This window comes from Rhodococcus wratislaviensis (genome assembly GCF_041228765.1).
In the GTDB taxonomy this organism is placed as follows: domain Bacteria; phylum Actinomycetota; class Actinomycetes; order Mycobacteriales; family Mycobacteriaceae; genus Rhodococcus_F; species Rhodococcus_F wratislaviensis.
This window is the reverse complement of sequence record NZ_CP150489.1, coordinates 187,514-210,492: the sequence shown is the minus strand read 5'-3', so window position 1 is coordinate 210,492 and position 22,979 is coordinate 187,514. Positions and strand designations below refer to the sequence as shown.

The window sequence follows — 22,979 nt, the reverse complement described above, 5'->3', positions numbered from 1 at the left end:
TTTCGACCGGGGGTCGAGGTCGCCCTGGTGGTGCCGTGGATTCGAGCCCGGAACGGGTGGTGGCCGTCGTGGGCGGCCGTGGCCCTGCGTGTCGGGGTGGTGGTCAGAGCCTTTCGAAGATGGTGGCGTTCGCCATTCCCCCGGCTTCGCACATGGTCTGCAGCCCGTATCGCAGGCCTTCGTCCTGCATGTGGTGCAGCAAGGTGGTGGCGAGTCGGGCACCGGATCCGCCCAGTGGGTGGCCGAGGGCGATCGCTCCGCCGTTGGGGTTCACCAATTCTGGCGGCGCCCCGGTCTCGGCGAGCCATGCTCCGACGACGCTGGCGAAGGCCTCGTTGACCTCGAAGGCGCTGATGTCGTCCAGGCGCAGGCCCGCCATGCGCAGTATCTTCGCGGTCGCGGGGATCGGTCCCGCCAGCATGGTGACGGGGTCGCCGCCGACGGCCGTAGCCGCGTGCACCCGCGCCAGCGGGGAAAGACCTAGCTGGCCCGCTCTTTCGCTGGTCATGATCAGCAGTGCGGCGGCGCCGTCCGAGATCTGTGACGCATTGCCCGCGGTGACCACTCCGTCTTCGGCGAACGCGGCCTCGAGCTGACCGAGGGATTCCACGGTGCCGCCCCGCCGGACTCCCTCGTCGACGGAGAACACGGCTCCGTCCGGCAGCGTTACCGGGGTGATCTGCTTGACGAAGCGGCCCCCGTCGATTGCCGCGGCGGCCCGCGAGTGTGACTGCAGGCTATACTCGTCCAACGTTCGCCGCGACAGTCCGTACCGGTCGGCGAGGATCTCGGCGCCGCGGCCCTGGTTGAATTCGACGCCCGGATAGCGTTGGGCCACGGCGGGACCGAAGGGTAGTCCGGGACCGTTTCGTTTTGCCGACCCCATCGGAACGCGGCTCATCGTCTCCACCCCGCCGGCCACCGCCACCTCGCAGTGGCCGGCGATCACCGAGGCGACCGCGAAGTGCAGGGCCTGCTGGCTCGAGCCGCACTGACGGTCGATGGTGGTGCCCGGGACCGATTCCGGCCACCCGGCGGCCAGCACGGCGTTGCGCGCGATGTTCGCCGACTGCTCCCCCACTTGGCCGACGCAGCCCCACATCACGTCGTCGACCAGGCCCGCGTCGATGCCCGTTCGGTCGACGAGCGCCCGCAGCACCGTCGCCGACAGGTCGACGGGATGAACGGCTTCGAGTGCGCCGTTGCGGCGCCCGATCGGTGTCCGGACGGCTTCGACTATCACAGCGTCACGCATAGTGTGTTCCTTTGTTCAACAGAGGTTTTCGGGTGTGTTTTCAGGTGCCGGACCACAGTGGCGCCCGGCGCTGTGTGAACGCCGCTGCTCCCTCCCGTGCGTCGTTGGAGCCGAATACCGGCTCTGCCACGGCTCGGGTACGGGCGAACAGTTCCTGCTGCGGCCATCCCGGTGACTCCACCACGACGCGTTTGCTGGCGGTCACCGCGAGCGGCCCGTTGGCCGCGATCTGTTCGGCCAATCCGATCGCGGCAGTACGGGCCTCACCGGGCGCGACGAGGCGGTTCACCAGACCGAAGCGGTGCGCAGCCTCGGCCGAGAGCTCGCCGCCGGTGAGCGCCACTTCGAGTGCGATTGTCCGGGGCAGCGCGCGGGGCAGCCGAAACAGGCCGCCACCGGCAGCCACCAGCCCGCGGGTGACCTCCGGGAGACCGAACCGTGCCGCGGTCGATGCCACCACCAGGTCTGCCGCGAGGACGATCTCGAAGCCGCCGGCCAGGGCCGGGCCCTCTACCGCTGCGATCAGCGGTTTCGCCGGCGGCGATTCGACCAGTCCGGCGAACCCACGTCCGGCAACCACCGGCCGCTCCCCACCCAGGAACGCCTTGAGATCCATTCCCGCGCAGAAACAGTCACCGGAACCGGTGAGCACCGCAGCCGACAGGCCGCTGTCCCCGTCCAGCAGGTCCATCGCCGCGGACAACTGCTCGGCAACAGCAACATTGATCGCGTTGCGGGCGCGGGGCCGGTTGATGATGACGGTCAGGACGCGGCCGACCCGTTCGGTGAGGACCACCTGTTCGGTGTCGGCGGCCGGGGTCATCGGGGCGCCATCCGAATGGCACCGTCGAGGCGGATGCTCTCACCGTTGAGCATCCCGTTTTCGATGATGTGGGCGGCGAGGGCGCCGTATTCGGCCGGGTCACCGAGCCGGCGAGGATGCGGCACCGTGGCGGCGAGCGAAGCACGAACGTCGTCACGAAGTCCGGCAAGCAGTGGTGTGTCGAAGGTGCCGGGGGCGATGGTGCAGACCCGAATACCCACGCTCGCGAGGTCGCGCGCCGCAGGCAGGGTCATTCCGACCACCGCAGCCTTGGCGCTGGCATAGTTGACCTGACCGATCTGGCCTTCGAACGCCGCCACCGAGGCCGTCAGGACGCAGACGCCGCGATCGCCATCGAGTGGCTCGTTGGTCGCCATCCGCGCGGCCGCCAGTCGGAGCACGTTGAACGTGCCGACCACGTTCAGCCGCACCACGGTCTCGAACGGCTCGAGATCGGCCGCTGCTCCGTCCCGGTCGAGTACCCTCATCGGTCGGCCGCGGCCCGCACAGTGCACGACAGCCCGGATCGGTCCGCGCTCACCCGCCGCGTCAATCGCGGCGACGAGCGACTCGGAATCGGTGATGTCGGCGGGCTCGAACGAAGCCGCCCCTCCCAGAGCTGTCGCCACCTCGGCTCCGTTGGACGTCGGAAGATCGACCAGGGTGACCGTCGCCCCGCCCTCGAGGAGCCGTTGCGCCGTCGCGCGTCCGAGGCCGGACGCTCCGCCCGTGACCACCGTGTTGATGCCTTCGATACGCATAATTGTGTTCCTTCGTCTCAAAGGTCCAACGACTTCGAGATCACGCTTCGCATGACCTCGCTGGTGCCGCCGAAGATGCGGGAGACGCGGGCGTCGGTGTAGAGCCGCGAGATCGGATATTCCCGCATGTAGCCGTAGCCGCCGTGCAGTTGCAGGCACTTATCGATGACACGGGACTGCATCTCGGTGCAGAACAGCTTGGCTTTGGCTGCGTCGGCGTCGGTGAGGGTTCCGGCGTCGAGTGCGACGATGGCGCGGTCGACCAGCGCCTGACCGGCCTCGAGTTCGGTGGCGCAGTCGGCGAGCACGAACTTGGTGTTCTGAAAATCCGCCACCCGCTGACCGAAGACCTTGCGGTCCTTCGTGTAGTCGATGGCCATGCTCAGTGCTGCGGCGGCTGCCGCTTGTGCGGTGACCGCGATGGTCAACCGCTCCTGGGGCAGGTTGGCAGTGAGCATCGAGAAGGCCTCACCCTCCACACCGAGCAGGTTCACCGCCGGCACCCGAACGTTGTCGAACAGCAGTTCCGCCGTGTCCTGCGCCTTGAGGCCCATCTTGTCGAGGTTGCGCCCCCGGGTGAAACCGGACATCCCGGATTCCACGACGAGCAGGGACAACCCCTGTCGCCGGTTCTCGTGGCCCTTCGAGGTGCGGGCCACGACCACGATCAGGTCGGCGTTGATGCCGCCGGTGATGAAGGTCTTGGCGCCGTTGAGGATGAAGTCGTCCCCGTCGCGCACCGCGGTGGTGGCCATACCGGCCAGATCCGATCCTGTGCCCGGCTCCGTCATCGCGATGGAGCTGACCAGCTCACCGCTGGCGAAGCCCGGGAACCAGCGCGCCTTCTGCTCGTCGTTCGCGAACTCCAGGAAATACGGGAGGACCGTGCTCAGGTGGACCTGAAGGCCACCCAGTGTCGCTGCCGCATAGCCGTTTTCCTCGAGCACGACGGCGTTGAATCGGAAGCTGTCCACTCCCCCGCCGCCGTACTCCTCGGGGATCTGCAACCCGTTGATGCCGATCTCGGCGGCCTTGGTGAACAGCTCGCGCGGGACGATCCCGGCGGCCTCCCACTCGGGAATGTTCGGCACGATCTCCTTGCCGATGAACTGCCGGACGGTCTCACGGAACGCATCGTGATCCTCGGTGTAGATGTCCCTGATCATGGTCTTTCTCCTGAAAATGGTATGTGGAAGTTGGGATTCGACGGTTGTCGAACCCCCGAGTGATGTGGCGGTGTCAGCGGGCGGCGCGGACCACGGCATCGGTGTCGAGGTCGGCGATGTCCTGCGTGGTGTATCCGAGTTCGGTGAGCAGTTCCGCGGTGTGCTGCCCGAGGTCCGGTGCCCCCAGGCCGGTCTGCTCGACCATGCTGCCGAGGCGCCACGGCGACTTGAGTGAGGTGTACCGCGCGCCGTCCGCGCCGGCGACGTCGATGAACAGGCCCGAGGCCTCCACGTCGGGATTCTTGCGGACCTCTCCGTAGCTGCTGATCCTGCCGGCCACCACCCCGTGCTGGGCGAGCCGTTCCAGCGCCGTGTCGCGGGTCATCCGGCCGAAGGCCGGACGTAGCTCCGCCAGTAGCGCCGCCCGGTTCGCTACCCGGGTCGGGTTGTCCGCAAATCGCGGGTCGTCGAGCAGGTCCGTACGATCGATGAGGCGGCAGAGCGCGGCGAAATGAGCTGGGGAATAGGCCGAGACGACGATGTCGCCGTCGAGAGTGGGCATGATGTCGGCGGCAGGGGCGACGGCCGGCTGGCCGTTTCCGCTGCGCAGCGGCTCGGTGCCGGTGAGCAGGTACTCGCCCCAGTTCGGGCCCTGCAGGTGCACTGCCACCTCGAGCAGCGACACCTCCACCTCGTCACCGATCCCGAACCGGAGCCGGCGGATGTAGGCACCGAGGATGGCCTGCGCGAACACGTGCGCGGCAGCCGCGTCGACGACCGGGAATCCGACGCGCTGCGGTTCGCCGCCCGCCTCGCCGGTGACCCACATGATGCCGCTCTCGGCCTGGGCGGCGATGTCGAAGCCGGGGCGCTGCTTGGACGGACCGTGCAGACCGAATCCGCTGACCGTGGCGTAGACGATCTCCGGGTGGGCGGCGCGCACCGCGTCCGCGCCGAGCCCGAGGCCGTCCATCACACCCGGACGCAGGTTCTGCACCACGATATCCGCAGTCGCGATCAACTCTCGGGCGATCTGCAGACCACGAGGGTCCTTGAGGTCGAGAGCGATGCACTTCTTGTCGCGGTTGTAGGTGCGGATGATGGCCTCGCCGTAGATGCCGATGATCCGGCACGCCTCGCCGTCGACGGCCTCGACCTTGATCACCTCGGCGCCGAGGTCGGCCAGGACCTGAGTTGCGGCGGGGGCGGCGATGAACTGGCCGAAGTCGATCACTCGCACACCGTCCAGCGGCTTGTTCACTGGGAAACCTCCACTCGTGTAGTGATTTTGATCAGGTCGCGTTCCGGGCGAACCAGGAACATCGCCAGCAGACCGCCGGCGGCCATGAGGATGCCGGTGATGGCGAATCCCTGCCCGTAGCCGGTGGCCTTGTCGGCGGCCTGACCGACGAAGTGGCCGAGCACCAGCGGCGCGATGACGCCGGCCATGCTGTAGAAGGCCACCAGGGCGCCGAGGATCGTGCCCCGCTGCTTGGGGTTGACCAGATCGCCCACTGCGACGAAGGCAACCGCGTAGGCGGCCGAGTTCAGCGAGAATGCCAGCGTGATCAGGACCATCTGCACCGGGCCCGCGCCGATCGTGGTGAAGAAGTACATCGACAGGCCCGCGGCCACCACGAGGCCACCCGTCAGGTAGCCGCGAGTGATCCGGCGCGAGACGCCCCGCGCGGTGAGCCAGTTGGACAACAAGCCCGAACTGATCGCGGCAACGGCAGCGACGGCATACGGAATCGTGATGAGCCGGCCGGCGGTGATGGTGTCGTAGCCGAGACCGTCGGAAAGGTAGAGCGGCAGCCAGGCGATCTTGAGGGTGGTGGCCCAGTAGGCGAAGAAGGTCAGCAGTCCGATGCCGGCGACGGTGCCGGTGGTCAGCAGGACCCGGTACGGGGCCTGCGGCGGCAGAGCCTTCTCGGATTCCGCCGCGGACTCTTCGCTCAGCAGTTCCTGTTCGGGTGCGTCCTTGCCGAGCAGGGCCCATGCGACCAGCCACACCGCGCCGGCGGCGATGAGCACCCCGAACGCCGCATGCCAGGACCAGGTGACGATCACCCAGGTCAGCACCGGCGCCGCGAACAGCGGACCCATCGAGGCGCCCGCGGTGACGATGCCGGCGGGCAGTGCCCGCTTCTCCGGCGGGAACCACGAGTGCACGACGTGGGTGGCCAACGCGTAGGCCGGGCCTTCGGCGAACCCGAGCACGATCCGGCAGGTCAGCAGCACGGTGAAACTTACCGGGCCGAGCAGCGGCAGCATCGTCAGGATCCACACCAGCATCACCGCCGCGAGGAGCCAGCGGACATTGATTTTCGCGGTCAGGGCACCGACGACGATGGCGCCGGCCGCGAACAACCAGAAGAATGCGCTCTGCAGCAGTCCGAACTGCTGAGGGGTGAGCCCGAGGTCCGTCATGATGTGGACACCGGCGAACCCGAGTACCGCCTTGTCGGCGAAATTCAGGAGCATGAAAGCCAGCAGCAGCAGGGTGACGGTCCACGCCCGCCCCGCTGTGAACGACGTCCCCGCAAGTGTGCGGCGTCGAGAATTCGTGACGGTCATCAGGTCAACTCCAGGGGGTGTGCACGCTTAACTGGGCTCATCGGGCGGAAAAGACCGGCCGGCGTTTGCCCAGAAACGCCGACGCCGCCTCTGTGGCGTCCTCGGTGTGGAAGCAGCGGACCATGCGGTCGACTTCGGCGGTGACATAGTCGCCCAGGGAGCAGGCCTGGGCCTGGATCAGGTTCTGCTTCATGGCGCGCATCGCGAGGGGCGCCGAGGCCGCCAGTCCATCGGCCAGTTCCGCGGCAGTCTTGGCGAGCACATCCGACGGCACAACCGCACTGACGAGACCCAGTTCCGCGGCCCGACCGGCATCGAACTTGCCCGGTGTCAGGAACAGCTCCCGGGCCCGCGCCCCGCCGAGGGCCTGGGTGAGGAACCAGATACCGGCGAGATCACCGGAGAGTCCGGCGGTCAGAAATGCGGTGTTGAAAACCGCGGTGTCCGAGGCGATTCGGAAGTCCGTGGCGGCCGCCAGGGACAGGCCCGCGCCCGCGCAGGCACCGCCGATCGCGGCGACGGTCGGTTGCGGCATCCGGTAGAGCAGCTCCGCGACCTGGGTCGCTGCCCGCAGGCGCGCGGTATCGCCCTCGATGGAATCGCCACGCAGCGAACGATTCTCGGCAGGCGCAGCGAGGTCGGCGCCGACGCAGAACGACGAACCCGCCCCGGTGAGCACCACTGCCCGAACTGTGGTCGAGGTTTCGAGTTCGCGGAGTGTGGCGCCCAGCTCGTCGAACATTCGAATCGACAGTGCGTTGCGGCGTTCGGGATTGGTGAGCGTGATCGTTGCGGTGGCGCCGCTGATCGCGCAATGGACGTGGGCTGACATCGAAGACCTCCTGTGGGGTGTCGGCCAGGTCGCAATCCGCTGGGGCGATGGCCTACATCACATCTAAGGTCGATCAACCGGCAGGGTCAAAGACGTGAAGCTGCCCATATTGACTGCGATTGCCTATCTATCTGGGTGCTCTTGCGCGAGGGGTGCGCGCCGGAGCGGCGATTGGCCGTGGAAGCCCTCGAGGTTGCGGCGTTCCATGGCGGCCACGGTCAGTGCAGCCGCCTCGATCCAGGGGTGACCGCCCGCCCGACGGCGTCCGACGGCGCGCTCCCACTGTTGGACCAACTCCTCGGAGTAGGTCAAGAATTCCGCCGCGGCCTCGCTGATCCGGCCCAGCCGGTGGACCGCCCCGATTTCTCGGTCGAGTGCCGGCACGACCTCCTTGACCACCGCGCCTCGCTGGTGCGCCTCGAGGGCCACCCGAAGCGGCAGAATCGCCGCGCCGGCGCCGGCGACCACCATCGGCAGCACGGCACCGCGCTGGGGGACCTCCACTGCCACATATGGCTCGATGCCGCTGTCGCGCAGCATCCGCTCGATGTAGTCGCGGCTGGCGGTGCGTCGTTCACCCATCACCAGCGGGATGCCCTCCAACATTTCGAGGGGGACCGTGTCCGGCAGATCGGATTCCGTCCCGGGCGGCAGGACCAGCACGAAGGTCTGCGTAACCAGGCGTCGTCCGGAGAACTCGTGCTGTGGCTGCGGCAGTGTGGTGACGCCGAGTTCGCAGGCGCCGGAGTGCACCAACTCCAGGACGCCGGCGACGTCGTCGCGTTCCTCGACCCGTAGCCGCATGTCGGGATACCGGACACGAAACCGTGCGACCCACACCGAGAGCGGGTCGGTCGACATGTCCGACAGCGCGGCGATGTCGATCCGGCCCCGCTTGACCTCCCGAACCTCGCGAACTGCCGCCTGAGCGGCTTCCATGTCCCGCAGGACCTGACGGGCCGGTCCGACCAACGCCTCCCCTGCCGGTGCGAGCACCAGGCCGCGGCCGACCCGGTGGAACAGCTCTGTTTTCAGCTCGCTCTCGAGCTTGCGGATGGACTGCGACAGCGACGGCTGCGCGACGTGGAGCGCTACCGCAGCCCGGTTGATGCCGCCGTTGTCCACGACCGCGAGAAAGTACTCCATCTGCCGCACATCCATGCTGGCAAGGTAGCGCACCCGGCTGGTCAGTCCAGGAAGATGTCGACCTCGAGGTCCGATAGGCCGGGGGTCACCGCGTAGCGTCCGAAATCGGTGACCCCGGCCTCCCGCAGGACGTCCTCGTCGATCACCGCGTGACCGGTGTACTCCCGGGCAGGACGGTTCAGAATCTCGTAGGCAGCATCGGCCACGATCTCGACCGTTCGACCACGATCCGCCCGGTTCTGCCCGCCGAGCAGGTTCTGAACGGCGGCAGTCGCGATCAGGGTCCGCGGCCACAGCGCATTGGACGCGATTCCGTCCTCCCGAAGTTCTTCGGCCAATCCGAGTGCACTGAGCGACATCCCGTACTTGGACAGCATGTAACCGACGTGCTTGCCCAGCCAATGCGGCGCCAGGTTCACCGGCGGTGAGAGGGTCAGAATGTGCGGGTTCGACGCCCGACGCAGATGCGGAATGCAGGCACGAGACAGGGAGAAGGTCCCCCGCACATTGATGTCCTGCATCAAGTCGTAGCGCTTCATGTCGAGCGCCTCGGTACGGGAGATGTCGATGGCGCTCGCATTGTTCACACAGACGTCGATGCCACCGAACTCGGCGACGGCCTTGGCCACCGCAACGGCAACGTCCTCGTCGTTGCGGACGTCCCCCACCACCGGCAGGGCCTGGCCGCCCGCCGCCTCGATCTCACGCGCGGCGGTGAAAACGGTTCCCTCCAACTTTGGATGGGGTTCTGCAGTCTTCGCCAGCAATGCGACATTGGCCCCGTCTCGGGCGGCGCGAAGCGCGATACCTAGACCGATCCCGCGACTGCCGCCGGACATGATCAGGGTCTTGCCGGACAGATTCGAACTCACAGAAGTCTCCTTCGATATGGGGACTCCCATCACATCGTGTCGACTACCGGAAAACCATGACGCAATTCGACTCGAAGACATAGGAATATGCGATCGATCGCCGTGCACCATTTAGCCGGGGCTCGGTGAAACAGGACCGAGTCGACGGCCACCTATGTTGCCTGCGAACTGGCCGTCGCGGCGCACGATGTCGGTCTCGGCCAGGCGGTCATTGCGCATGATGGTCACCGGCCGGGGTCTCGGCGGCCGGATGCGGTCGGCGGAGCCACGCCGACTTGTAGCGCAGCATCCGGGTGGGGATCCGTGGGTGCATCGGCGGGTAGCGCAGGCTCAGGGTGGAGGCGAGGGTGAAGTAGCTGCGTAGCAGGCGGAAGCATAGGTAGGCGGGAATGTACTTCACCGAGCTGGGACGCCAGATCAGGCAGACGGCGACGGTCATGATCATGGACATGCCGAGCATGGTGGCGACGATGGGTTGCCATTGCAGCGTGGTGAACGTCGAGGGGAAGACGAATCCGGCGATGGCGGCGAACATGAGCAGGGGTGCGAGCATGGCGCGTCGGGCGGCGTTGACCAGGTTGAATGGGAGCACGAAGGTGCCGATCATCGTTTGTCGGTCCAGCAGGATCGCGCGGTTGCGGGCGGTGAGGTGGTAGATGCTGCGGAACCAGCGGGTGCGTTGTTCGCGTAGGTGCGCGTAGGAGGCGGGGGTTTCGCTGTAGTACAACGCTTTCGGGTCGGCGACGCTGTGATAGCCGGCGGCGGTCAGTCGCATGCAGATGTCGGTGTCTTCGCCGTTCATGCCCTGGACCATGCCGCCGACCGCGAGGACCTGGCTGCGGCGGTAGACGGCGAACATGCCCGGGATGCCCATGACACCCTGGTAGCCGTCGAGGGAGACCTGGAAGAAGCCGTGCCGCATGTACACCTCGACCAGCCGGCATTTGTCGATCCAGGTCTTTTCCTCACGGGGCATCGGGATGCCGCCGACGCAGCCGACTCTGGGGTCGGCGAAGTGCCGCATCGCGGTCTCGAGGCAGCCCGGCCCGATCACCGTGTCGGCGTCGATGCGCGCGACAAACTCTTCGGTGATGTGTGCGATCCCCAAGTTCAGGGCGTGGGCCTTGCCCGGCGTCGGGCAGTCGAGAACGGTGCCCGCAATGTGGGTGCACTCGGCGATGACCTGTTCGGCGACCTCGTGGGTGGCGTCGGTCGAGGCGTTGTCGACGACGTAGAGGTGGATGCGCCCCGGGTAGGTGTGCGCGGCCTCGTCGACGGCGGCGATGGTGTCGCCGATGTCGTGGGCCTCGTTGTGGGCGGGGACGAGAACAGCGGTGGGCGGGGCGAATTCATGCCGGCGGGACTTCTTCAACGCGCGCACGCCCAACAGCGCGGTCGAAATGGCCAGCAGTTGCTGCATCAGGAAGACACCGGCGCCGAGGCCACCGAGGATCGCCCAGCTCTTCAACACTTCAACGAGGTCGTAGAGGACGGTCAGCGCGATCGCTGCCCCGGCGATCGCCAGCGCCAAACACGCCGCCAGGGTAAAGAAGGCGCGCGGGGGTATACGCGGGTCGAGGGGCAGCGGGCCCTGGGGAGGGAGCTGGGCTTGCTTCAGGATGGTGTGCGGGAAGATGGCCAGCGCGATCAGGCCGGAGATCATCTGGGCGCCGAACACCGAGATCGAGATGATCCCGGCGTCGTGGAGTAGCCAGGCAAGGGTGTCGACGACGACACAGAACAGGGCGTACTTGCCCAGCAGTGACACTCCGATGAAGACCCTGCGCCAGATGTTCGAATAGGCATGAATGGCGTAGGTCAGGAAGAACATGACGAGGAACAGTCGCAGTGGGAAGACGACCTTGCCGCGGTCCTCGGACAGGATGACCAGGTCCCCGGGCACGTGGGCGAAACCCGAATGCACCAAGAACGTGCGGATGCACATGACGATGATGGACAACCCGGCGAAGGTGATCAGGAAACCGTTGGTGCCGCTCTCGGGCCGGTCGACGGCATAGTCCACGGGTGCACTGTCCACCGACCGGAAATGGTCGGTGATCGCCGCGGGGTCGTCGTGTGGCACAGGTTTGACGTCGGTCATCGGGGTGTCCCGGTTCATCGGGGTGCGGTCGTCCGGGCTGGGATGTGGGGGGCGGTGGTGCCGTCGCTGTTGACGATGACACTGCCCTGCGCCGTGATCACGCGGGCGGACTCGGGGCCGAACGCCGGTAGTGGGATCGTCCCGGGCGCCCCGACGTACTGGATCACGAGTCCGCCGGCGCCGGTGGTGCTGGTGGCGGTTTCGACGACCATGCCGTCGTCGAACGACGAAATGTTCAGGGCGCCCGTCCCGGGTCCGGCCACGATCCGGCCGTCCTGGATCCGCACCGGCGGCGTCACCTCCGGGCTGTCGCCGATCAACACGAACGGGCGGCCTGGTACCGGCTGCGAGTTCCATACGAACACCGGATCATACTGTGTGGGAATGAATTTCGTTAGCACCGGCACGGTGGCGTTGAGCTCGTCGACCGCACTCGCGGCCTGGGCACCGGGCCAGTAGACGGCGAACCCGGGTGCCAGCGCCCGGGGCAGCCCGGTGAAACCGGAGCCCGGGTCATCGCCCAGAATCAGCGCCGAGGTGGCGCCCAGCTGGATCGGGTACGTGGTCACCCGCACGTCGCAGCCACCGAGGTCGCGGTCGCGTTGGACGGTCAACGTCAGGGTGTTCTCCAGCAGTTGCGCCGCCGCGGGCAGCGCGATCACGGCCGGCGGCGCGCCCTGGTCGAGTCTGCGGCTGTCGATGAGTTGTCCGTTGAGTTCGGCGTTGAGGATCCAGGTGAGGTCATCCGGTGAGGCGGGCAGGGTCATGGCCACCCGAATCGATTGCGGCAGCCGTCCGCCGGGCAGGTCGGCGAGGGAGTAGTTGATCCGCCAGCGGTGGTCCTCGGCGATCTGCACCACGGCGGTGTCGGCGCCGAGCCCGTCGAGGGTCACCTCGTTCCCGCCGACCGGTGTGCTGGTGAGCGCCTGTGGATCGCCCCGGTCGGAATCGGCGGTGGCCGCGAGTGGGTCGGTCAGAAACTGCGAGATCAGGCCGCCGTTCGGCGCCAGCACTCCGACGACCGGGGTGTCGTCGACGGTGCCGAGGACGATGCCCTCGTCGGCGGCGCCCGAGTCTGCTCCCTCCGGGGCGGACCAGCCGAGGTCGGCCACCGCCTCGCCGGGGCCGACGACCAGCACATTCTGCGGACCGGAACTGGGCAGCGTCTCCGCATAGGTCACCTGGTATCCGGCGGCGGTCAGCGCGATCCCCAGCTGTGCTGCAGCGGTGCGCCACCGATCGCTCTGGTCGGCGAGCACCACGGTGAGGCGCCGGTCCCAGGAGACGACCGCATCCCGCACGGTGTGCACCCGGTCGGACAGGGCCGCCTCGACCACGCTCGCGGGGTCGAGGTGCACCTGCATACCCGCGGAATGGTCGGGGGTGCACGTCCGGTCGTCCAGGGTGCCCTCGACCTGGACCTGAACCCGGACCTGCCCGTCGCTCGACAGCTCCTTCGGAACGTCCACCATCACATCCAGGTCGTTGCTCCCGCGCGGCAGCTCACTCTTGTAGACCTGTTGCCCGTCCATCCGCACGGTCAAGAAGACGACGCTGTCCTGGGCCACCTGGGTCGTCCCGGTCAGTCGGATCCGGGTCTCGCGGCGGTCGGAGTCGGCCGGGAAGGTGACCGGGAAACTCGTCGACGGGGAATCGTCGGTGAGCCACACCCCGTCGTCGTATCCGGCCCCCGACAACGTCTTGGTGTAGTGCCGGTCCGCGGGCACGTCGAGACTGGTGTCGTCGACATCGCGGGTGAACCACAACGGCCGCACGAGCACGAAAACCAGGAGCAGCGCCACCGCGGCCGCCAGGATCCACCAGGCCGACCGCGGGACGGTCCGTCCCCGCTCACCTCGGAAATATCCGGGCTCGGGCGAAGCCGGCTTCCCGGGCCGCCCGTCATCGGATGAGTTCTCCGGGGCTGTGCCGTCGTCCGGAGGGGTGTCGCCGCCGTTCACTCGATCTGCTCCGCGGCCACCGCTCTGCGGTCCCGGTTCCAGTACGAGGTGCACGGGATGCGGGCCACATCGACGCGGTCGGCGTATTTCTGCGCGATCTCGACGGACTCTGTCAATAGGCCCGACGCCAGCCTGGTCGGTTCGAGACCGAGCCCGAGGAGGTGATCGTTGCGCGCGCTGAGCTGGTTCTCATCCGCCTCGGCCCGGGGGTTGGGGACCGCGCTGACACGCGCTCCGACCGTCTCGGCGACCAGGTACGCCAGGTCGGAGACCCGGTGGGTCTCGGTCACCTGATTCATCACCCGCACCCGGCCACCGAGGTCCGCCCCGGACTCGGCGGCCAGTCGGATACACCGCACGGTGTCCCGGATGTTGATGAACGCCCGGGTTTGTCCGCCCGTCCCGTGCACCGTCAGCGGATATCCGACGGCCGCCTGCACCAGAAAACGGTTGAGCACCGTCCCGAAGTCGCCGTCGTAATCGAACCGGTTGATCAGGGCCGGATCGAGGACGGTTTCGTCGGTTTGCGTGCCCCACACGATGCCCTGGTGCAGGTCGGTGATGCGCACCCCGTCGTTGCGGGCGTAGAACTGGAACAGCAACTGGTCCAACGACTTGGTCAGGTGATACACGCTGCCCGGCTGGGTGGGGTACAGGATGTCCCGGGTGTGCGGGCGGCCATGGCGATCGGGATAGCTGACGGTCAAATACCCCTCGGGCAGATCGACCGGCACCGACTCGTAGCCGTACACGCCCATCGTCCCGAGATGCACGACGTGGGCGTCGACACCGACCTGCACCACGGCTGCCAGCAGATTGTGGGTGGCGTTGAGGTTGTTGTCGATCGTGTAACGCTTGAGGGCCGGGGATTTCATCGAATACGGGGCGGCCCGTTGCTCGGCGAAGTGCACGACGGCGTCCGGGCGCTCGGCCGCCAACAGTTCGGTCAACTGCTCGTACTCGTGGGCGAGGTCGAGCTCGACGACGCCGATCTCCCGCCCGGTAACCGCAGACCAGGTTTGCACCCGCTCGGCAAGCGGCTCGATGGGGGTGAGCGACTGCACCCCGAGTTCCTCGTCGATCCGGCGCCGCACCAGACTGTCGACGATCGTGACCTGATGCCCGTGCGCCGAGAGGTGCAGTGCGCTCGGCCACCCGCAGAATCCGTCGCCTCCGAGGATCAGTATCCGCATACGCCTCACCCTTTGCATCAGCAGACGCACGGTGGGACGGCGCGCCGTCGGATCCGCCGGGCTGCGGACGTGCAGGTCGGCGTGGGTCGCTCGACCGCAAACAATACCGGACATCCTGCAAGTTCGAAGAGGTTTCGGTCCCGATTCCCGACGGGAAGCACGGCGAAAGGGAACCACGGGGAGCGACGAAACTCGTTGCCTTCGAGTCAATCTGGAGCCCCTCCTCGCCGGGAGGTCCGCTCGAGCGCGCGGAATAGCGCTGCACGGGAGTTGATCTGGGCTTTCGGCGTTCTTTGATGCCCGGCGGGGTCGCTGGGGGTCGGAGATGTGGGGCGAGAGGTATGTGGCGGACCACGCGGGTCAATTCGCTACGAGTCGAGTCCCGACGGTATGGACGACCTGCACGTCGGGGTTCCACGGGATCAGCGCATCGACCGAGTGCTCGAGTTCGCCGAGCGGCGGCAGTGTCTCGGGACCGAGGACCGCGACGGTGGCAGTGCCGCCCTGCCAGGTGACATCGGTGACCTCGGCGCCGGGGGTGCCGGCGAGCCATTGCTCGGCTGCGGTGTTGATCTGCCGTGCCCAGACCGAGGACAGGGTGTTGACCACCATCGGGATCGCGACCATGAGCAGGACCACCGCCAGGACGATATAGGCCCGTCGCCGGTGGGGACCGGTGCCACTTTCGATCTCCCGGGTGTATCCCGCGGCGACGAGCACGGCCGTCGCGGTGATGACCATCGCCACGACATTCGACGCGAACAGCACGAACGCACCCACCGCCAGGGAGGGAGCCCCCGATCCCAGGCACACCCCTACCACCGCCAGCGGAGGTACCAGGGAGATGGCGATGGCGACACCGGGCAGGACGTCCCCGACATCTTTTCGGGCGATGGCGATGGCACCGACCAGGCCGGTGGCCAGCGCGGCAGCCAGGTCCATCAGCGTCGGGGAGGTGCGGCCGAGGACCTGCGAATTGGTCAGCACGTTGCCCGGATTCGGTAATACCTGCGCGAACACCGCACCCAACACGACGACCAGGACGATGCCGGCCGCGACGTAGAGCAAGCTCTGTCCGATCAGACGGCCGTGGCCGGTGGTGATGCCCAACCCCACGCCGAGGATGGGTGTCGACAGCGGTGCGACGATCATCGCGCCGATCACGGTGGCGGTGGAATCGCCCACGACTCCGGCCACCGCGATCACCGCCGACAGGGTCAACATCACCCAGAAGGCGGACCGCTTCGCACCGGGGTCACCGACCGAAAAATTGAGGCGGTCGTCGAGCTGCGCCAACGTGCGACGTTGCCCGTCGGGAACGATCTTCTGCATGCAACCCCCTCACCGTTGCGGCCGGGTGCTCGGTCAGTACCTGGCCGTTCGCGAGGTCTGCGCCGAGCCTGCGACACCGGAGAGCAGGGTGACGATCGCGATGCCGATGGCGAAGTAGATGGCCGCGCTGCCGATCCGTGAGGCGGTGCTGGCGTCGGCGGTGAACGGCCACAGCGCGGCGGCGAGGGTGGCGAGCACACAGATCCAGCCGAAGAAGCTTGCCGCCCGGGGTGTCGAGATCATGAGCACATGCAGCAGCGCGGTGGCGAGCACGGCGGCGAGCGCGGCGCCCACGGCGAGGGTGCTCGCCTGGGAGTTTCCGATGGTGGTTGCCGGGGTGATCACCGGGATGTCGAGCAACCCGCGCACGATCAACAGTCCGACGACCGCGGTCAGGGCGGCAACGAGTGCGGTGGCGCCGCCGCCGGCCCACAGCCGCTTCGCGTTGACGGCGGGAGCGGTCGGTCCGCCGGGCGGGATCTGGCTCGTCATCGGGTGGCTCCTTCGACGATGCGTGGAGGTGGCCTGCCGACACGGTATGCCGTTCGGATCGGTGAAGTGTCATCCTTCGCGGGTGAAGGGCCGTGGGGTGAGCAGGTGCGAGATCAGGAGTTGCCGTTCACCCGTCCCGGTTGCCACGAGCGTGTCGTGGTCTCGATCCCGAGCTTGTCGGCGAAGAGACGCCGTTGGACGATCCATCCCGCGACGCTGATCGCGATCCATGCCAGGGTCGAGAAGACCTGCTGCCATCCCGCATTCGGATCCCGCAAGAAGTCGAGTGGGTCGGCGGTGCGACCGAGTCCGCCCAGGATCATGCTCGCGCCACCGATCGAGGTGAGCCAGAGCAGAGCGCGGGCACGGTACTTGTCGGCGAGGAAGGCGGCCGCGACCGCAACGGCGAGGACGACGATCGCGCTCAAGGCCCAGTTGTTGTCACCGGGCTGCAGGACGTCGGCCAGGCGTGCCCCCGCCACCGCACCGGCCAGCCCGCCGATGAAGTACGCGGACAACTTGAAGACCAGCGTCGTCACCACCCATGCCGTGACGGCGCCGATGAGTGCGAACAGCAGCAGTGCGGTCAGTGAGGCATGGAACAGGTCCGCGATCAACCATCCGAGTCCGAATCCGGCAGCCAGCACCGCCAGGTGCAGCGAGCGGATCCCGTAGAAGCACAGCAGTGCCCCGACCAGCAGGATCACGATTCCGTTCATGAGCGCTCCTCAGGTCGTGCGGTGCAAACCACCCGAAATGGGTGATAGGCACGGGCCGGATTCTCTGTAGCGTGCGTCACAGGGTAGTTCGCTGGTGGTTGCAGCCGGAAAACGGGAGTTGTGGGATGGATCAGAACGAACCGACAGCATCGATCAAGGCAGCACACGCGAGACTGCTGGAGTCTCTGCCGATGGCAGATGTCGACGACTTCGACGATGTCGCTCGGGGGTTCATCGGAACGCTCGAGGATCCAGCAATCCGGAACACCGTGGGTGAGGTCGTATGGGACGCATCGACCTTCGATTTCCTGTCGGGTGACGTGCCGACCTCGGTGAATCCGAGCCTGTGGCGCCAAGGACAGTTGGTCTCCAAGCACGGACTGTTCGAGGTTGTCGAGGGTCTGTACCAGGTCCGGGGTTTCGATCTGTCGGTGGTGTCGTTCGTCGAGACCGACACAGGCGTCATCGTCATCGACCCACTGCTGACAGCCGAGACCGGAAAATCCGCACTGGGACTCTATCGCCGGCATCGCGGCGACCGGCCGATCGTGGCGATCATTTACACGCACTGCCACATCGACCACTTCGGTGGCGTGTTCGGCGTGGTGACCCAGGAGGAAGTCGACTCCGGCCAGGTGCAGATCGTCGCCCCGGAAGGGTTCCTGGAACACGCCATCGCCGAAAACGTGTACGCCGGCACCGCGATGTCGCGGCGGTCCGCTTACATGTACGGCGCGACGCTGGCCCGCGGCCCGAAGGGCCAGGTCGGCGCTGGACTCGGTCAGAGCACGTCGACCGGCGAGCCGGGAATCCTGGTCCCGACCCTGCTGATCAAGGAGACCGGCGAGAGCCATACCTTCGACGGGGTCGAGGTCGAGTTCCAGATGGCCCCCGGCACCGAGGCGCCAGCCGAGATGCACTCCTATTTCCCCCGTTACCGGGCGCTGTGCATGGCCGAGAACGCCACCCACACCCTGCACAATCTGCTCACCCTGCGCGGGGCGGTGGTGCGTGACCCGCACGGGTGGTCGCGCTACCTCAACGAGGCCATCGACCTGTTCGGACACAAGAGCGATGTCATGTTCGCCCCGCATCATTGGCCGAAGTGGGGCAACGAGAAAGTGGTCGCCCACCTGGCCATCCACCGGGACCTGTACGGCTACCTGCACGACCAGACCCTGCGAATGATCAACAAGGGCATGACCGGCGCCGAGATCGCCGAAGTCATCGAACTGCCGCCGGCGATCACCAAGACGTGGAGCACCCACGGCTACTACGGTTCTGTCTCCCACAACGTCAAGGCGATCTACCAGCGCTACATGGGCTGGTTCGACGGCAACCCTGCACGACTGTGGCCTCATCCGCCGCAGGCCTCAGCCGAGCGGCACGTCGCTGCCATCGGCGGGGTGGAACGGACTGTCGAGCTCGCACAAGAGGCATACGACAGCGGGGACTTCCGCTGGGCAGCGACGCTGCTGGACTATGCGGTTTTCACCGACACCACGCACGCGGGGGCGCGGTCGCTGTATGCAGACACGCTCGAACAGCTCGGCTACGGCTCGGAGAACGGCACCTGGCGCAACTTCTTCCTCTCTGGAGCAACCGAGCTGCGCGACGGCAACTTCGGCACTCCGCTGGTCGCGAACTCTCCAACGATCATCTCCGAACTGTCACCGGAGCAGGTGTTCGACTCCATCGCGATCACCGTCGATGGGCCACGGGCATGGGATCTCGACCTCGCCTTCGACGTCACCTTCAGCGATCTCGAGCGCAGCTTCCGCGTCACCCTTTCCAACGGTGTACTCATCTATGCCGAACGAGAGCCGGACGGTTCTGCACAGCTGCACCTGACGCTGACCAAGCCGCGTCTGCTCACACTCCTGGCAGGTGACAACTCCTCTGACGGACTGTCCATCGATGGCGACATGGCGACCCTGGAGTCCCTCACCGGTGTACTCGACCCCGGAGACCCCGACTTCAACATCGTCGTCCCGTAAGGCTGATTGCGCTGGGGAGCGGCGGCCCCAGTCCCGACCGCTCCTCCACAGGGACGCCTCGGTTCTCTCGCGTCTGACCGCAGTGCTCGATCCCAGGGACAAGAACTTCGCAATCGTCACACCGGACTGAACCTTTGACTCAGCTGCGCCGCGCTGCGCCGACGATGGGGGCAGGGACCCAGCCGGACTGGGAGGAACGCCACATGCACGTCGAGGCGACATGAAGGGGCTGGTGCGCCGGGTGCGTGCCCTGTTGCCCGCTGAGCGCATGACCCGATCCGACGTGATCGCGGGGCTCCCCGGCGCGATCGGCAGTGTCCCCGACGGCATGGCCTCGGGTGTGCTGGCCGGTGTCAGTCCCGTGCACGGTCTCTACGCGAGCATGGCCGGCCGGGTCTTCGGCGGGCTGTCCACCAGTACCCGACTGATGGTGGTCACCACCACGAGTGCGTCGGCCCTGGCGGCGGGGTCGGCGCTGACCGATGTCCCCGATGAGGACCGGGCCGCGGCTCTGGTGCTGCTCACCCTGATCGCCGGCGCCGTCATGATGCTCGCTGCGCTCCTGCGGCTCGGGCGGTACACGCGCTTCGTCTCGCATTCGGTGATGACCGGGTTCCTCATCGGCGTCGCGGCCAATATCGCCTTCGGCCAGATCCCGACGCTGGTCGGGGTGGACACCGGCGGCGGGTCCGCCCTCGCCAAAGCCATGTACGTGCTCACCCACCCCGGGCAGATCGACTGGCAGTCCGCGGTGGTGGGGGTCAGTGCGCTGGCACTGATGGTGGTGCTGGCCCGGACACGGTTGCGAATGTACGCATCACTGGGGGCGCTGCTGGTGCCGACCGTCCTGGTACTCGTGGCGGGGTGGGATTCGGTGAGCCGGGTGTCCGGGGTGGCCGCCATCCCCTCAGGGTTCCCGACCCCGAGTCTTCCCGATCTGACCGTGCTGAGCCCGTCGCTGATCAGCGGCGCCCTGGCCGTGGCGGTCATCGTGCTCGTCCAGGGTGCCGGGGTGGCCGAGTCCGCCCCGAACCCGGACGGTTCACGCTCATCGGCCAACCGGGACTTCACCGCCCAGGGCGTCGGCAACGTCGCCGCCTCGCTGCTTCACGGAATGCCGGTCGGCGGGTCGGTGGGCCAGACCGCCCTCAACCGCACCGCCGGCGCCCGCACCCGCTGGGCGGCGATCTGGTCCGGGATCTGGTTGCTCGTGCTGCTCGCCGCGTTCGCCTCACTGGTCGGGCAGGTGCCGATGCCGACACTCGCGGCCGTGCTGATCGTGGCGTCGGCCGGGTCCCTCGATCCCGCCCGGATCTTGGCGATCTGGAGCAGCGGCTACACCTCGCGGGTCGTGTTCGCCACCACGCTGGTGGCGACGCTGCTGCTGCCGGTGACGGCCGCGGTCGGCATCGGTGTCGCCCTCTCGCTGATCCTGCAACTCAACCAGGAGGCCATCGACCTCAAGGTGGTCCGGCTGCGGGTCGAGGGCACCCGACTGATCGAGGTCACGGCACCGAAACGGCTCGCCGACAACGAGATCGTGGTCCTCGACGTGTACGGCAGCCTGTTCTACGCCGGGGCGCGCACACTCCAAGTGCGCCTGCCGGACCCGGCCGGCGCGGCCTCGCCGGTGGTCATCCTCCGGCTGAGGGGACGTACCACGGTGAGCGCAACGTTCTTCACCGTCATCGCGGACTACGCCCGCCGCCTCGACGCGGTCGGCGGCCAGCTGCACCTGAGCGGCATCGACCCCCGCATCCGCGACAACTGGACCGACGAACTGCTCGCCGCGCACGGGGTGCGCATCGAGTTCCATCCCGCCACCGCAGCCATCGGCGAATCGACCCTCGCTGCCTACGCCGAGGCGAGGGTGTGGTTGCACGACGGCGACACACCCGACAAGGGCGGCCGCTGAACCTTGGGTTCACCCCCAACGTGTGACGGCCACCGGCCCCACCGCTTCTACTGTGGCGGGACAAGGGATCACCGAACCCGCCGCGGCGGGAGGGAAGGACTCGAGAAGGGACGGGCAACGCGGTGGCAGCACACTGGTGGGTGTTCACGTCCCTGCAGAACTACCAGCCGAAGTGGCTTCGCGCCGACGTGATCGCGGGCCTGACCGTGTGGGCGGTGATGGTCCCCGAAGCTCTGGCCTACGCCTCCATCGCCGGGGTGCCACCCGTCGCCGGTCTCTACGCCGCACTGCCCGCGCTCGTGCTCTACGCCCTCGCCGGCAGTTCCCGTCACCTCGTCGTCGGCCCCATGTCGGCGACCGCGGCATTGTCCGCGGCCATCATCGCCCCCCTCGCCGCCGCGGACAGCGACCGCTACATCGCCCTGTCGGCGGGGCTGGCCATCGCTACCGGTGTGGCCGGGCTGCTCGCCGGACTCGCCCGCCTCGGGTTCGTGGCATCGTTCATCTCCGAACCGGTGCTCAAAGGATTCATCGTCGGTCTGGCGCTGACCATCATCATCGGACAGGTTCCCAAGTTCCTCGGCATCGACAAAACCGAGGGCGACTTCTTCACCCAGGCCTGGGGCGTGCTCACCGGCCTCGACGACACCGACTGGCGCACCTTGCTCGTCGCGGTCATCAGCCTCGCCCTCGTTCTCGGACTGCGACGATGGTTGCCGCTGGTGCCCGGATCCCTGCTCGCAGCCGTTTTCGGGATTGTCGCGGTGTCCGTCTTGCACCTCGACGAGCACGGTGTGAGCATCGTCGGACACATCGACGCCGGACTCCCCGCCATCGGGTTACCCCAGGACGTGGGGCTCCACGACTATCTCGATCTCCTCGGGCCCGCCGTCGGTGTGCTGCTGATCGGGTTCGCCGAAGGACTCGGTGCCGCGAAAATCTATGCGGCGAAGGCCGGATACCAGATCGATGCCAACCGCGAACTCTACGGCCTCGGCGCCGCCAACCTCGGTTCCGGCCTGTTCTCCGGCATGGTCGTCAACGGGAGCCTGTCCAAGACGGCCGTCAACGGCTCCGCCGGCGCCCGAACACAGGTGAGCGGATTGGTGGTGGCCGCGCTCACCACCGTGACCCTGCTGTTTTTGACCGGTCTGTTCGAGAAGCTGCCCGAGGCGACCCTCGCCGCTGTGGTCATCGCCGCCGTCATCGAACTGGTCGACATCGCGTCCCTGCGCCGGCTGTACCGGGTGTGGACGCAGCGGTTGGGCAGCATCTACGGGGTAGCCGCGCGCGCGGACTTCGCGGCGGCTCTGGCCGCGATGCTCGGCGTGCTGCTCTTCGACACACTGCCCGGCCTGCTGATCGGCATCGGTGTCTCGATGCTGCTGCTGGTCTACCGCTCGTCACGACCACACATCGCACCCCTCGCCCAGCAGGGGCGGCTGTGGCTGGACGCCGACCAGCATCCCGACTTGCCCCGGAACCCGAACCTCCTCGTTGTTCGGGTCGAGTCCGGCCTGTTCTTCGCCAACGCCGACCACGTCCGCGACAGCATCGAAGCCATGTGCACCGACCGCACCCGTCTGGTCGTGCTCGACGCGCAGACCTCCCCGACCGTCGACGTCACCGCTGCGGCGATGCTCGCTGCGCTGCGCGATTCACTCGCCCGCCGCCGCATCGACTTCCGCATCGCCCGGTCCATCGGCCAATTCGGTGACGAACTGGGCGCCGCACCCACCGGCACCGCGGCGATCCCGGTGTACCCGACCATCCGCGCCGCAGTCGCGGACACACCCGACAGCACCGGCGGACCGGAGGCCGACAGGTGAACGAACCG

18 protein-coding genes are annotated in these 22,979 nt (G+C 67.5%); 3 read left to right on the top strand and 15 right to left on the bottom strand.

Annotated elements, in window-relative coordinates; genetic code table 11:
• Positions 1-103 precede the first annotated feature (103 nt).
• The 15 genes from WKC72_RS39860 to WKC72_RS39790 form a co-directional block, all read right to left on the bottom strand.
• Positions 104-1,255, bottom strand: coding sequence for an acetyl-CoA C-acyltransferase (locus WKC72_RS39860; RefSeq protein WP_370185404.1), 1,152 nt, complete (start codon positions 1,253-1,255; stop codon positions 104-106).
• Between the two features lie 40 nt (positions 1,256-1,295).
• Complete coding sequence (locus tag WKC72_RS39855; RefSeq protein ID WP_370185403.1) at positions 1,296-2,078, bottom strand: crotonase/enoyl-CoA hydratase family protein; 783 nt, start codon at positions 2,076-2,078, stop codon at positions 1,296-1,298.
• On the bottom strand, positions 2,075-2,839 hold the full coding sequence (locus WKC72_RS39850) for an SDR family NAD(P)-dependent oxidoreductase (protein WP_370185402.1): 765 nt from the start codon (positions 2,837-2,839) through the stop codon (positions 2,075-2,077). Before WKC72_RS39850 ends, WKC72_RS39855 begins: the two co-directional genes overlap by 4 nt.
• A gap of 17 nt (positions 2,840-2,856) precedes the next feature.
• Positions 2,857-4,005, bottom strand: a complete 1,149-nt coding sequence (locus tag WKC72_RS39845; RefSeq protein WP_370185400.1) for an acyl-CoA dehydrogenase family protein — start codon at positions 4,003-4,005, stop codon at positions 2,857-2,859.
• Positions 4,006-4,078: 73 nt separating this feature from the next.
• Entirely contained in the window at positions 4,079-5,266 is a 1,188-nt protein-coding gene (locus WKC72_RS39840) for a CaiB/BaiF CoA transferase family protein (RefSeq protein WP_370185398.1), read from the bottom strand.
• Entirely contained in the window at positions 5,263-6,582 is a 1,320-nt protein-coding gene (locus tag WKC72_RS39835) for an MFS transporter (protein ID WP_370185397.1), read from the bottom strand. The genes WKC72_RS39840 and WKC72_RS39835 overlap by 4 nt, the downstream gene beginning before the upstream one ends.
• A gap of 37 nt (positions 6,583-6,619) precedes the next feature.
• Positions 6,620-7,414, bottom strand: coding sequence for an enoyl-CoA hydratase-related protein (locus WKC72_RS39830; RefSeq protein ID WP_370185394.1), 795 nt, complete (start codon positions 7,412-7,414; stop codon positions 6,620-6,622).
• A 123-nt stretch (positions 7,415-7,537) separates the two neighbouring features.
• Positions 7,538-8,575 (bottom strand): LysR family transcriptional regulator, encoded by a 1,038-nt coding sequence (locus WKC72_RS39825; protein ID WP_370185392.1) that lies wholly within the window; start codon positions 8,573-8,575, stop codon positions 7,538-7,540.
• A 26-nt stretch (positions 8,576-8,601) separates the two neighbouring features.
• On the bottom strand, positions 8,602-9,462 hold the full coding sequence (locus tag WKC72_RS39820; protein WP_370185390.1) for an SDR family oxidoreductase: 861 nt from the start codon (positions 9,460-9,462) through the stop codon (positions 8,602-8,604).
• A 178-nt stretch (positions 9,463-9,640) separates the two neighbouring features.
• Positions 9,641-11,533, bottom strand: coding sequence for a glycosyltransferase family 2 protein (locus tag WKC72_RS39815; RefSeq protein ID WP_370185388.1), 1,893 nt, complete (start codon positions 11,531-11,533; stop codon positions 9,641-9,643).
• A 14-nt stretch (positions 11,534-11,547) separates the two neighbouring features.
• Positions 11,548-13,494, bottom strand: a complete 1,947-nt coding sequence (locus tag WKC72_RS39810) for a hypothetical protein (protein WP_370185386.1) — start codon at positions 13,492-13,494, stop codon at positions 11,548-11,550.
• Positions 13,491-14,687: an NAD-dependent epimerase/dehydratase family protein gene (locus WKC72_RS39805; RefSeq protein ID WP_370185385.1), complete on the bottom strand. Its 1,197-nt coding sequence runs from the start codon at positions 14,685-14,687 to the stop codon at positions 13,491-13,493. The genes WKC72_RS39810 and WKC72_RS39805 overlap by 4 nt, the downstream gene beginning before the upstream one ends.
• Positions 14,688-15,047: 360 nt before the next feature.
• Positions 15,048-16,019, bottom strand: a complete 972-nt coding sequence (locus WKC72_RS39800; protein WP_370185383.1) for a TIGR00341 family protein — start codon at positions 16,017-16,019, stop codon at positions 15,048-15,050.
• Positions 16,020-16,052: 33 nt separating this feature from the next.
• Positions 16,053-16,511, bottom strand: coding sequence for a DUF6069 family protein (locus WKC72_RS39795; RefSeq protein WP_370185381.1), 459 nt, complete (start codon positions 16,509-16,511; stop codon positions 16,053-16,055).
• 113 nt (positions 16,512-16,624) lie between these two features.
• Positions 16,625-17,230 carry a DUF4203 domain-containing protein gene (locus tag WKC72_RS39790; protein WP_370185380.1) on the bottom strand — a complete coding sequence of 202 codons (606 nt, stop codon included), beginning with the start codon at positions 17,228-17,230 and terminating at the stop codon, positions 16,625-16,627.
• A 125-nt stretch (positions 17,231-17,355) separates the two neighbouring features.
• Between WKC72_RS39790 and WKC72_RS39785 the strand changes: the two genes are divergently transcribed.
• The 3 genes from WKC72_RS39785 to WKC72_RS39775 all read left to right on the top strand — a co-directional run bounded on the left by WKC72_RS39785 (position 17,356) and on the right by WKC72_RS39775 (position 22,971).
• On the top strand, positions 17,356-19,227 hold the full coding sequence (locus WKC72_RS39785) for an alkyl/aryl-sulfatase (RefSeq protein WP_370185378.1): 1,872 nt from the start codon (positions 17,356-17,358) through the stop codon (positions 19,225-19,227).
• Between the two features lie 268 nt (positions 19,228-19,495).
• A complete protein-coding gene (locus tag WKC72_RS39780; protein ID WP_370185376.1) occupies positions 19,496-21,142 on the top strand; it encodes a SulP family inorganic anion transporter in 1,647 nt (548 codons plus the stop codon).
• Positions 21,143-21,264: 122 nt separating this feature from the next.
• Positions 21,265-22,971 carry a SulP family inorganic anion transporter gene (locus tag WKC72_RS39775; protein WP_370185374.1) on the top strand — a complete coding sequence of 569 codons (1,707 nt, stop codon included), beginning with the start codon at positions 21,265-21,267 and terminating at the stop codon, positions 22,969-22,971.
• The last annotated feature ends 8 nt before the right edge of the window (positions 22,972-22,979 follow it).